Below are 13,335 nucleotides of genomic sequence, written 5' to 3' on the forward strand. Positions count from 1 at the left end.
TTTTCCTGTTTTATTTGTTTGTGTCTTTGTCGCGGATTTCAACACGACGAATTTTACCACTGATTGTTTTCGGAAGCTCGTTCACAAATTCTACAATACGTGGATACTTGTAAGGAGCCGTTACATTCTTAACGTGATCCTGGATTTCTTTTGTAAGCACCTCTTTGTCAACCTCTCTGTAATCCTTAGCCAATACGATAGTTGCCTTAACTACCTGGCCGCGTATCTCGTCGGGAACACCGGTAATGGCACATTCCACAACCGCGGGATGAGTCATAAGTGCACTTTCAACTTCAAACGGACCGATACGATAGCCTGAGCTTTTTATAACGTCATCGGCTCTGCCAACAAACCACAGATAGCCATCTTCGTCGCGCCAGGCAATATCTCCGGTATAGTATACACCATCGTGCCAAGCTTCTTTAGTCCGTTCAGAATCACGGTAATATTCTTTAAACAAGCCAAGCGGTTTTCCATTACAGGTACGGATCACAATTTGGCCCTGTTCTCCATCTTCAACCGGAGAGCCATCCGGACGAATCAAATCAACATCATATTGGGGGTTTGGTACACCCATTGATCCTGGTTTGGGTTCCATCCATGGAAAAGTAGCTACTGTAGGAGTTGTTTCAGTCTGACCGAAGCCTTCCATCAATTTGATTCCAGTCAATTTATAAAACGATTCATAAACGGCCGGATTTAGAGCTTCTCCCGCTATTGTACAGTATTTTAGAGATGATAAATCATATTTTGATAAATCTTCCCTGATTAAAAAACGGAAGATAGTGGGAGGAGCACACAATGATGTAATACCATAATCTTGAATCATCTGTAACATATTTGCCGGAATAAATTTTTCGTGGTCGTATACGAACACATTTGCTCCTGCAATCCATTGACCGTATAACTTTCCCCATACAGCCTTTCCCCATCCTGTATCGGCGATAGTAAGATGCAAACTGTCTGAATGAAGGTTATGCCAGTAACTACCTGTGACAATATGTCCCAACGGATACGTGAAATCATGTGCAACCATTTTAGGGTTACCTGTGGTGCCTGAAGTAAAATACATCAGAGAAATATCTTCGTTGCTATTTGCATGCTTTGGGCGGGTAAATGGAGCTGTATTTTCAATTCCCTTATGGAAATCCTCAAAACCTTCTGCAACTTCCGGACCAATCGAAACTAATGTTTTAACAGTTGGAGATTCCGGCATAGCATCTAGCACATGTTTGGTAATCTCTTCCTCTCCGGCAACAACAATCATTTTAATATCAGCAGCATTAGCCCGATAAACAATGTCTTTCTTTGTAAGCAGATGGGTTGCCGGAATTGCTACAGCTCCTAACTTATGTAAGGCAATAATGGAAAACCAGAACTCGAAACGACGTTTTAGAATGAGCATTACCATATCACCATGACCAATACCCAGCGATTGAAAGTATGAAGCTGTTTGGTCGGAATATTTTTTAATCTCGGCAAATGTAAAATCTACATGGTCTCCTTTATCGTTTGTCCAACACAAAGCTTTTCGATTTGGCTCTTCATCTGCCCAAACATCAACAACATCATACCCGAAATTGAAATTTTCCGGAACTATAACCTTGAAATTCTTGATAAAATCTTCTTGCGACTCAAATGTCGTTTGTTTTACGAATCTTTCTAACATGATCTTTCTTTTCTCTTTCATTATAATATTACAGCCAGAAAACTCACCTTTTCACCATCTAAAGCTTTCATTCCATGCGGAAGTTCGGAATTAAAGTAAATGCTGTCGCCCTCACTAAGTATGAGATCCTTTCCATTAATCCGAATCAACATTCGTCCACTTACAACCATGTTAAATTCTTGTCCGGAATGGGAGTTTAGAAATATCTCCTCATCTTCCGGTTTGGGATGAACCGTTACCATAAACGGATCGGCTTTCCGGTTTACAAAACCTGCTGCCAGTGATTGATATTTATACGCCTTAACACGCTCTACCATAACGCCAGTCCCTTTTCGTGTTACAAAATAAGAACTCATTTTAGGTTCATCGCCAAACATTAGTGTTGTTAATGCGATGCCATAGGCCTGTGATATCTGATGGAGCACACTTACCGAAATATCAACCGTGCCGGTTTCCAGCAACAAATAATCTTCAGTTGAGAGATTGCAAACATTGGCCATCTCTTCCACTGTTATTTCCAGGGCATCTCTAAGTCCGGCCAGACGCGCTGCAATTTGTTTAATTTGTTCGTTCATCTGCTGTAATTTATTATAATATGATGCCTCAAAGATAGAAATAAAAAGCAAAATGTCTATTATATTGCCTTTCTAATGTGGATTTATAAGTCAAACTGAAAGACTGATAGCGATTTATAACCTAATACAAACAAGAACGGCTGTCTCAGAATGTACATAACAAACTGAAACAGCCGTAAAAAACGATTCATTTATCTATCTATTCAAACTTAATTACACTAACCGGGCAATTGTCTGCAGCATCGGTGATCCCTGCTTCAAAATCGGCAAAAACAACACCTTCTTTTACTTGTGAAATATCAATAACTTCAAATACTTCCGGACAAATACTTTCGCAGCTACCGCATGATATGCAGTCGTCTTCTACCCAAACTCTTTTAATTGACATTGTATTATTACTTTAAAATAAACATTATAATTGCTATCAACCCTAAAACAGATAAGCCATATAAAATGTTTGCAGGTAGGTTTCATTCCAATATAAAAATACTATATTTGTGATTAATATTTGAGTAAGAACAGCCTTAAACCACTATTAGCAGCAGATTGATAAGTTTTACAAATAGAAACTGCTATGTATTAAAAATATTATATTGAATAACCCGTTGGCGGAATTAAATTAGTGCATATTTAATTTGTCCAATGGGTTTGTTATTAATCTTGTTTATATATTGAAGGATTGTAAGTGCACTAATTTTCCCCGTAATTCTGGTAAACAATCCTTCTGTTTGTTTTGCGTAATTTCTGATTATCATAAATTGATCGCATAATTGTGCAAAAAGCGTTTCAACCCTTTTCCTTGCTTTAGCAAATGGACTAAATACAGGTTTCCAATCTTTTTGATTCGACCGATATGGAACTTCCAACTTGATATTAGCTTTTTCAAATAAATCAAGTTGTATGGCTGCTCCAATATATCCACGATCACCGATGATGGTGCAATTCTGAAAGTTACACTTTACGTCTTTCAAATAATGAATGTCGTGAACACTCGCCTTTGTCAGGTCAAAAGAGTGTATGACACCGCTCAACCCACAGAGAGAATGTAATTTATATCCGTAATAATGTTTACCCTGTGAAGCACAATAGCCATAATTGGGAGCTTTATCATAATTATTCTTTCCCATTTTACAACGTTTTGACCTTATGGGACGACAGACTTCAATTGGCATAGAATCAATACAGAAAATAGCTTCTCCACCATCAACTTTTGATGCAATTCTTTCACGCACCTGATTACATAAGCCGATAGTGAGCTTCCTGCGATCATTATATTGACGACGGGATATGAGAGAAGAAAAATCATCTTTGTATTCATTTAATTTAGAAAACAAAAAGCTTTCACTATCTATACCTATTGATTCGGCAGCAAGGCTTAAACTGATCACTTCTAAGTCAGAGAACTTCGGGACGACTCCTCTGCGAGGTATATTCCCTTTTTCGTTTACTAAATCAGCAGAAAACATCTTGCATATATCAAGAAATTTAGCGAATATTGCATATAAGTTGTGCATAATTGAGCTGTATATTAATAGTTTGATCACCATTAAAATACTAATAATCAATGATATGCACAACTTATTTCCTGACATTTTTTAGTGAATTAATTCCGCCAACGGGTTATTGAATAAGAATTATGAAGAGAAAACTACTATGTGGCTTGTGGGCATTGATAAGTGCGTGTGCCCTTTCCAACGCCCAGGAATTTAAGCTTAATCCGTCGGGTTATTTTCAGAATGGCGGTGTGGATGTAATGGCATTTGACGACATTTACCCTGAAGGACATCAGGGTGGCGTTTGTATCATCATGCATGGAAACAGAGTCGCAACTAATGGCGACATACGTTTGGAACAAACCCCCGGACAATGGCAGCCGGTTCCTGCACAAAGAAGTCGTAAAGTGGATGTATCCGCCAATGCTATTGTTGCCAATCTTTCTTACCCTGATTCGTCGCGTCATTTGACAGGTTTCAACCCTATGATTTATCCTGATCTTCAGTTTAACTATACTGTAACAGTAAGAGGTGTTGGTGGTTCGGTAGAAATCACGGTAGACCTGGACCGTCCTATCCCCGAAGAATTTATTGGGAAGGTAGGATTTAATTTCGAACTTTTCCCCGGTTCTCTTTTTGGCAAACCTTGGATTATGGATGATCAAACAGGAATCTTCCCTCAACAGCCCAATGGGCCGGCTATCTCGATTCCTTCTAATCACCGGCATGCAGGCAATTATTTGCCTGAGTTGGTTAACGAAGATAAAAAAGCCGATATCCTACAGCTTGTGGGATCGGGCTATAGTCCGATTGTAGCAGACGATCTTATAGCAGAACCCTATGCTGCAGGATATAGTTTTACAATTCGCCCCGACGATCCCTATAACAGATTTACAATTAAATCTGATTCAGAGAAGCTTAGTCTGTATGATGGCAGGATGAATCATAATAATGGATGGTTTGTAGTACGAACTGATATCCCAGCAGGGGTGACTAAGGGAGCTATAAAATGGACCATCACCCCTAATACTGTAAAAGACTGGTTGTATAAACCGGTTGTGCAGACTTCCCAACTGGGATATCACCCCGCGCAGCCTAAGTTGGCAGTAATAGAGCTGGATAAAAGAGATCAACCTCAGGTAAAGGCTGATTTATATTCCGTTACCCTCCAGGGAGAAAAGCTGGTAAAGACAATCGACCTGAAGAGCTGGGGGGCATTTCTCCGCTACAATTATTTAAAAGCCGATTTCAGCGATATAAAAGAAGAAGGACTCTATCTGATTCGATACGGTGCTTCCGTCTCCTCCGTTTTTCGAATTGCCAAAAATATCTACGACAGAGGAGTGTGGCAGCCTGTATTGGAGTATTTTTTACCTGTCCAGATGTGTCATATGCGAGTGAATGAAAAATACAGGGTGTGGCATAATTTCTGTCACCTTGACGATGCACGTATGGCACCTGCCTTAAATCATATAGATGGTTATAGTCAGGGAACGTCTACACTTACCCGTTTTAACCCGGGAGATATAGTACCGAGACTGAATATTGGAGGATGGCATGATGCGGGAGATTTCGATCTTCGGGTAGAATCTCAAAGCGGGGAAGCATATATTCTGGCATTGGCATACGAATCGTTCGGACAGAAATACGATGCAACCGCCATCAATTTCCATACCCGCATTACAGAGATACATCAGCCCGACGGCAAACCGGATATGTTACAGCAGGTAGAGAATGGAGCACTCAGTGTGGTGGGAGCTTATCGTTCGCTTGGACGCTTGTACAGAGGGATAATCTGTAACGACCTGAGACAATATGTATTGCTGGGTGATGCAGGAGCGATGACAGATAACATCACTGGAAATAAAGATGATCGTTGGGTGTTTACAGAAGATAATCCATCGCGTGAGCTTAGTACAGCAGCTCACTTAGCTGCGGGTTCCCGTGTTTTGAAGGGATTCAACGACACACTAAGTGTTCAGTCGTTGCAAACCGCCCGTACCCTTTTCGACATTACGCGTGATGAGCCCAGAGCTAAATCCTCCAGAATTCATGCAGCGGTAGAATTATTTATCACTACCGGAGATGCAAAATATAAAAACTACCTCCTGAAAGAACGTGCCTATATCCAGGAGCATATAAAAGATCTGGGATGGATTATTGCACGTGCAGACCAGCAGATCGGCAATTCCGATTTTTCAACTGCCATACGTAAAAGTCTGCAGAATCTGAGTGCCGAGTTTGAGAAACAAAGAACTGAAACACCTTATGGTATTCCGTATCGTCCTCATATCTGGGGTGCAGGCTGGGACATTCAGGCCTTTGGTTTCCGACAGTATTTCCTTTCTAAGAGTTACCCCGATCTATTTGATGCAGACTACGTATTCAACGCCCTTAACTTTGTTCTGGGTTGCCATCCGGGTAGTAATACAGCCTCTTTCGCTTCGGGAGTGGGAGCAAAATCAGCTACGGTGGGTTATGGATTAAACCGTGCTGACTGGTCTTACATTCCCGGAGGAGTAATTTCCGGTACTGCTCTGATTCGCCCTGATTTCCCGGAATTGCTTACTTTCCCATATCTCTGGCAACAGACAGAATATGTGTTAGGTGGTGGTTCTTCCCACTATATGTTTCTGGTGTTGGCAGCGCAACAGTTGCTGAACAAATAGTTGCAGACAAACATGGATGTAACCTTTGTTCATGATTCTGTTTTCTATATTAATATGATAAGAATGTATGAAAAGATTTGTTGTTGGATTGATTGGTTTTTTGTTTGTGTTTTCTGCTCAGGCAAACGTAGAGGCTGATACACTAAGGGATGAAGTGTTGAAAGATTTGAAGGAAAATGTACTTCATTTCTGGGAAAAGTATGCGGTAGATCCCTCCGGAGGTTTTTACGGAATGATATTGAACGACGGTACACCTCGTCTCGATGAAGCAAAAGGTGTGGTGTTGAATGCCAGGATTTTGTGGACGTTCTCTACTGCTTACCGTTTGTTTGGAGACGAAAACTACAAGCATCTGGCTAATCGGGCACAGCGTTATTTGATTGATCATTTTATAGATAAGGAATTGGGTGGCGTATATTGGAGCCTGCATGCAGATGGTACGCCATTGGATACGGAGAAGCAGACATACGGAATGGCCTTCGCCATCTACGGACTGTCCGAACATTTCAGAGCCACCGGAAGTACCGAGAGTCTGATGCAAAGTATCGATCTTTATAAAGTGCTCGAGACTCAGGTCCGGGAGTTTGAAAACGACGGATACATTGAATCTTTTACCCGGAATTGGCAAGTTCCACCAAAGTATGGATACGACGGAACAGGCCTAGCCAGCAAAACCATGAACACCCATATTCATCTGCTCGAAGCCTATACGTCGTTATACCGGGTATGGCGGAACGAAGGATTACAGAAGAGATTAAATACTCTTATAAATTTGGTTGTAGATAAAATTTACAATCCGGAAACAAATCACCTGAAACTCTTTTTTAATAATCAATGGGAGAGTCTGGAGGATATCGATTCATATGGACACGATATTGAAACCGGTTGGCTGTTAACAGAAGCAGCAGAGGTATTGGAAGATAAAGCCTTGCTAAAAAGGATTGAACCGATTGCTGTTAATTTGACGGACGCAGCCCTTAAAGAGGGCCGGAATGAAGATGGTTCGCTTATTTATGAAAGGCATGGAGCCGATTATCAACGAACACTTTCCTGGTGGTGTCAGGCAGAGACTATTGTTGGCTGTGTGAATGCCTGGCAAATTTCGGGAAACGAGCATTACCTGCATGCTGCCGATAAAACCTGGGAGTGGGTAAAGGCCCGGATGATCGACAAAGAACATGGTGAATGGTTTCGTTCGGTTACTCCAGACGGAATGCCCGATTTAAAAACACCTAAAGCAAGCATGTGGAATTGCCCATATCATAACAGTCGGATGGGATTTGAGTTATTTTTAAGATTATCAGCTTATTGATGTAATTTATCAGGCCAAAACAAATACGTACTTATATCTGTTTTTAGTTATATCTGTTGTCGGTCGGATTTCTGGTTGACAACAGCTTCGTGTTAACTGGTACTAATTAAAAACAGGAGCAATGGAATACGATATTGCGATTATTGGCGGCGGACCTGCCGGATATAATGCTGCAGAAAAAGCAGCGATAAATGGTCTGAAAACAGTCCTTTTTGAGAAAAATGCAATTGGTGGCGTATGCCTTAACGAAGGTTGCATCCCAACCAAAACACTCCTTTATTCGGCAAAATTGCTCGATAATATGAAAGGAGCATCCAAGTACGGAATTTTAGAAGGAGAACAAGCCGGTTTTGATCTGGGGAAAATTATATCCAGAAAAGACAAGGTTGTTAAAAAACTTACCGGAGGGGTTAAAATGAAATTAACCTCCAGCGGTGTAGAGATTGTAGAAGGGGTAGCTACCTTGTTGGGAGAGAAATCGGATAAGATCCGGATTTCATGCAACGAGGTGGAATATGTTGTTAAATATGTTCTGGTTTGTACCGGATCAGATACCATAATTCCTCCTATTAAAGGACTTGCCGATGTCGCTTATTGGACATCCAAAGAGGCTCTTGAAATAAAAGAATTGCCAAAATCGCTTGTTATTATCGGCGGAGGTGTAATCGGTATCGAATTTGCCTCATTTTTCAACAGCATGGGTGTAAAAGTTACTGTAATAGAAATGATGCCCGAAATATTGGGTGCCATGGACAAGGAAACTTCTGCCATGTTGAGAAAGGAGTATGCTAAAAAAGGAATTGATTTCCATCTGAATACCAAAGTAACGGAGGTTAGCCCCGAGGGTGTAACCATTGAAAAAGACAGTAAAACTTCCATTATCAATGCCGATCGAATCTTGCTGAGTGTCGGAAGAAAGGCCAATACCGACAAAGTTGGATTATCAAATTTATCAGTGGAAATCCTTCGTAACGGTGTAAGGGTGAATGAGTACATGCAAACTTCTCATCCCCGGGTATATGCCTGTGGGGATATTACAGGTTACTCCATGTTGGCTCACACCGCTATTCGCGAAAGCGATGTGGCCGTAAACCATATCTTAGGTATAGACGATCCAATGAGTTATAAAGCCATTCCCGGCGTAGTATATACTAATCCGGAGATTGCCGGCATAGGAAAAACAGAAGAAGAACTGAAAGCCACCGGCTCCTATTATCAGGTACTTAAACTTCCTATGGCCTATTCGGGCCGCTTTGTTGCAGAAAATGAACTGGGTAACGGTCTTTGTAAGCTTATTATTGATGAGGAGGCTAAAATTATAGGATGTCATATGTTGGGCAATCCTGCTTCCGAGCTGATTACCATAGCGGGCATGGCCATTGAACAGGAGCTTACGGTCGACGATTTCCGTAAAGTAGTATTCCCTCATCCAACGGTGAGCGAGATTATTCACGAAAGTCTGTTTGCCTGATAACTTTATAAAATGCAAGAAAAGAGTTGATTTATGGTGAGTATTTTGAATGATAGTACCGATGCATATTTTAATTTGGCGGCCGAAGAGTACCTGCTTCGTTCGTTCGGACAAGATGTATTTATGCTATGGCAAAACGAACCTTCGGTGGTGATTGGTAAACATCAGAATGTATGGGCGGAGATAAATCCAGCTTTTATTCAGGAAAGAGATATCAAAGTGGTACGTAGGTTTTCTGGCGGAGGTGCCGTGTATCATGACTTGGGCAATCTTAATTTTACGTTTATCGAATCCAGCAGGAATGCCGATTTTGACAAATACACTTCACTGATGGTCGACTTGTTGGCTGAAGTTGGAGTCCCCGCGGAAGCTGATTCACGCAGGGGGCTGACTGTTCAGGGATTAAAGATTTCGGGAAGTGCGCAATGTATTCACCGGGGCAAATGTATGTATCATGCTACGCTTCTTTACAAAACCAATCTACAGATGTTGGCCTCAGCTTTACAGGGAGACTTGTCGGATTCGGCCGAATGGGGTGTAGAACGTCGGGCAGCCTATGTACATTCGGTGCGAAGTCCGGTCACCAATATTACACATTATCTGCCATCAGCCTTGCAATTACAAGATTTTAAGAATATTATCATATCCTTTTTACTGAAAAATAAGATTGTAGAAGGCGAATATCAGTTCAGCCCGTACGACTTGCAGGCAATCAATCAGCTTAAAGAGGAAAAATATGCCACAACACAGTGGAACTTTCAAGCTACCGCGCCAAAGTGAGGCAATTACGATTTATATGTAAAACTGTCTTCGGGCAAGGTGTATTGTGAAAAAAAGATTAATTAAATAAAGTAATTCTATGTCGAAGTTTGAAATAAAAATGCCTAAACTGGGCGAAAGTATCACCGAAGGTACGATCATGAAGTGGTCGGTCAAAAAGGGAGATGTTATTCAGGAAGATGAAGTATTGTTTGAAGTAAGCACGGCCAAGGTAAGTGCAGAAATACCCTCACCCGTAGCCGGAACTCTGGTGGAAATTCTCGTTCAGGAGGGAGAAACTGCACCGGTGGGAGCTGTTGTAGCGCTTGTATTGCTGGAGGGAGAGACCGATGATTCTGTTTCCACAGATGACCAGAATACAGCTAATAAGGAGTCGGCAGAGCCAGTTCCTGCCCAACATACGGAAGCCCCCGTGGCCGACCGTTGGTATTCGCCGGTTGTTTTGCGTCTGGCAAATGAGGCCGGCATACAGCAAGACGAATTGAATCGCATTCCCGGAACCGGATTTGAAGGCCGTCTAAGTAAAAAAGACATCAAAGATTATATCGAGATCAAGCAGAGCGGCAAGACATCGGTAGCGCGAAAGGAGACAAAAACAGCGTCGGAACAAAAGGTGGCTGTTCCGCAGGAAAGCAAACCTGGTACAACTGCCGCACCCGCTGCTCCGGCAAAAACAGCACCGTCTGTTCCTGTAGGCGCTGGAGATGAGGTGAAAGAGATGAACTTCGTGAGACGGATTATAGCCGACCGGATGGTGGAATCAAAGAGAATCTCTCCACACGTAACAACCGTAATCGAAGTTGATGTTACCAAGCTGGTACGTTGGCGCGACAAGCATAAAGACGATTTCAAACGTCAGGAAGGTATCAACCTCACTTACATGCCGGCCTTTGTAGAAGCTGTATCCAAGGCGCTGATCGAATTCCCGCAGGTAAATGCTTCGGTGGACGGATACAATGTAATTTTGAAAAAGAATATCAATGTAGGTATCGCTGTATCACTTAATGATGGTAACCTGATTGTTCCAGTAATTCATAATTCCGACAGGTTGAGTCTGAGCGGTCTTGCACACTCTATCGATTCGCTGGCACTGAAGGCAAGGGCCAATAAACTGTCGGCAGACGATATTCAGGGAGGTACTTTTACGATCACCAACTTTGGTTCGTTCAAGAACATCTTCGGTACGCCTATCATCAACCAGCCCGAAGTTGCGATCCTTGCTGTAGGTTATATAGAAAAGAAGCCGGCCGTGGTTGAAACTCCCGAAGGCGATGTAATAGCAATCCGCCACAAGATGTATTTATCCCTGTCGTACGACCATCGCATTATAGACGGATCGCTGGGAGGTGCATTCCTTAAACGTGTGGCCGATTACCTGGAGGCATGGGAAGCCTGATTCGAATATAAAACTGTGGTAAAATAATAAACAAATAAAGATGAATAAATTCGATATAAAAACAACCGATAAGGAAATGCTAAAGAAGTGGTTCCACCTGATGACGCTCGGTCGGGCCATCGACGAGAAGGCTCCGGCCTATTTACTTCAGTCGCTGGGCTGGTCATACCATGCCCCTTATGCCGGACATGACGGTATTCAGCTGGCAATGGGACAGGTGTTCAGGAAAAATATGGACTTCATGTTCCCCTATTACAGAGATATGCTTACGGTTTTATCTGCCGGCCTAACAGCCGAGGAGATTATCCTGAACGGTTTATCCAAAGCGACCGACCCGGCCAGTGGCGGAAGACATATGTCCAACCACTTTGCCAAACCGGAATGGAACATCCAAAACGTATCTTCGGCCACCGGTAATCATGATCTGCATGCCGTTGGGGTGGCACGGGCAATGGTGTATTACGGTCACAAAGGAGTGGTGATTACTTCCCACGGTGAGGCTTCTACCTCCGAAGGGTATGTATACGAGGCTATCAACGGTGCCAGCAAGGAGCAACTCCCTGTCATATTTGTAATACAAGACAATGGTTATGGTATTTCGGTGCCAAAGAAAGACCAGACGGCCAACCGTAAGGTGGCGGCCAACTTTACCGGATTCAAGAATCTGAAGATAATCTATTGCAACGGAAAGGATGTTTTCGACTCAATGAATGCGATGACCGAAGCTCACGAATATGCAGTAAGAACCCATTGTCCGGTTATTGTGCATGCAAACTGTGTACGTATCGGTTCACACTCAAACTCAGATAAGCATGTACTTTATCGTGATGAAGAAGAGCTTTCGTATGTAAAAGCTGCCGATCCATTGCACAAATTTCATCGTCTGCTGATTCGCTACAACCGTTTTACGGAAGAGGAGTTGGTCAAGATTCAGGAAGAATCTAAAAAGGAATTATCGGCTGCCCATAAAAAGGCGATTGCCGCTCCGGATCCGGATCCTTCAACCGTATTTGATTTTGTGATGCCGGAACCATACAAGGCGGAAAAATATCCGGACGGCACACATCAGAAAGAAGGCGAGAAGGTAAATCTGGTTACTGCCATCAACGAAACCCTCAAAGCAGAATTCCGCTACAATCCGGATACTTTCTTATGGGGGCAGGATGTTGCAAACAAAGAAAAGGGAGGCGTTTTTAACGTAACCAAGGGGATGCAGCAGGAGTTTGGGATCTCACGGGTCTTTAACGCACCGATTGCAGAAGATTTTATTGTTGGTACAGCCAACGGAATGAGCCGCTTCGATCCCAAAATACGTATTGTGATTGAAGGAGCCGAATTTGCTGATTATTTCTGGCCGGCAATCGAACAGTATGTAGAATGTACGCACGACTACTGGCGGAGTAACGGACAGTTTGTTCCGAATGTAACTTTACGTCTGGCTTCGGGAGGATATATCGGAGGTGGTATCTACCATTCGCAGAACCTGGAAGGAGCCTTGTCTACTTTGCCCGGTGCCCGTATCGTATATCCTTCGTTTGCCGATGATGCCGCCGGATTGCTCCGCACCAGCATGCGATCTAAAGGTTTTACGCTATTTCTGGAACCCAAGGCTCTGTATAATTCATTGGATGCTGCCTGCGTTGTTCCCGATGATTTTGAAGTACCATTCGGGAAAGCCCGTATACGCAGAAGCGGCAGCGATTTAACAATTATCACGTATGGTAATACCACTCATTTGTGTCTCAAGGTTGCCGAACGCCTGGCTAACGATAAAGTGGCCAATTGCGAGGTGATCGATTTGCGATCGTTGATACCGCTGGACAAGGAGACAATTTTCGAATCCGTAAAGAAAACCAGCAAAGTGCTGATCGTTCACGAAGATAAAGTCTTCTCAGGCTTTGGAGCTGAGCTGGCTGCTACCATCGGAACCGAATTATTCCAACACCTGGATGCCCCGATTCAACGCGTTG

The 13,335-nt window shown here is 42.7% G+C and carries 10 protein-coding genes; 6 read left to right on the forward strand and 4 right to left on the reverse strand.

Going from position 1 to position 13,335, the window contains the following annotated elements:
* Window positions 1–10 precede the first annotated feature (10 nt).
* From F5613_RS15445 to F5613_RS15460, 4 genes are all read right to left on the reverse strand, one after another.
* Window positions 11–1,669: an AMP-binding protein gene (locus F5613_RS15445; protein ID WP_179400435.1), complete on the reverse strand. Its 1,659-nt coding sequence runs from the start codon at window positions 1,667–1,669 to the stop codon at window positions 11–13.
* 20 nt (window positions 1,670–1,689) lie between these two features.
* Window positions 1,690–2,244: a helix-turn-helix domain-containing protein gene (locus tag F5613_RS15450; protein WP_079683951.1), complete on the reverse strand. Its 555-nt coding sequence runs from the start codon at window positions 2,242–2,244 to the stop codon at window positions 1,690–1,692.
* Between the two features lie 199 nt (window positions 2,245–2,443).
* Window positions 2,444–2,632 (reverse strand): ferredoxin, encoded by a 189-nt coding sequence (locus tag F5613_RS15455; protein WP_068184254.1) that lies wholly within the window; start codon window positions 2,630–2,632, stop codon window positions 2,444–2,446.
* A 226-nt stretch (window positions 2,633–2,858) separates the two neighbouring features.
* A complete protein-coding gene (locus F5613_RS15460; RefSeq protein ID WP_034753041.1) occupies window positions 2,859–3,836 on the reverse strand; it encodes an IS982 family transposase in 978 nt (325 codons plus the stop codon).
* Between the two features lie 44 nt (window positions 3,837–3,880).
* Between F5613_RS15460 and F5613_RS15465 the strand changes: the two genes are divergently transcribed.
* From F5613_RS15465 to F5613_RS15490, 6 genes are all read left to right on the forward strand, one after another.
* Window positions 3,881–6,406, forward strand: a complete 2,526-nt coding sequence (locus tag F5613_RS15465) for a glycoside hydrolase family 9 protein (RefSeq protein ID WP_179400436.1) — start codon at window positions 3,881–3,883, stop codon at window positions 6,404–6,406.
* Window positions 6,407–6,473: 67 nt separating this feature from the next.
* Entirely contained in the window at window positions 6,474–7,718 is a 1,245-nt protein-coding gene (locus F5613_RS15470) for an AGE family epimerase/isomerase (RefSeq protein ID WP_179400437.1), read from the forward strand.
* Between the two features lie 121 nt (window positions 7,719–7,839).
* Window positions 7,840–9,189, forward strand: a complete 1,350-nt coding sequence (gene lpdA, locus F5613_RS15475; protein ID WP_179400438.1) for a dihydrolipoyl dehydrogenase — start codon at window positions 7,840–7,842, stop codon at window positions 9,187–9,189.
* Window positions 9,190–9,222: 33 nt separating this feature from the next.
* Window positions 9,223–9,969, forward strand: coding sequence for a lipoate--protein ligase family protein (locus tag F5613_RS15480; protein ID WP_179400439.1), 747 nt, complete (start codon window positions 9,223–9,225; stop codon window positions 9,967–9,969).
* A gap of 79 nt (window positions 9,970–10,048) precedes the next feature.
* The gene (locus F5613_RS15485) at window positions 10,049–11,365 is read left to right on the forward strand and encodes a dihydrolipoamide acetyltransferase family protein (protein WP_179400440.1); all 1,317 of its coding nucleotides are present in this window, start codon (window positions 10,049–10,051) and stop codon (window positions 11,363–11,365) included.
* A 40-nt stretch (window positions 11,366–11,405) separates the two neighbouring features.
* Window positions 11,406–13,335 (forward strand): alpha-ketoacid dehydrogenase subunit alpha/beta (locus F5613_RS15490; RefSeq protein WP_179400441.1); only part of this gene is annotated, 1,930 nt, incomplete at its 3' end.

It is taken from the genome of Macellibacteroides fermentans (genome assembly GCF_013409575.1).
Classification (GTDB): domain Bacteria; phylum Bacteroidota; class Bacteroidia; order Bacteroidales; family Tannerellaceae; genus Macellibacteroides; species Macellibacteroides fermentans.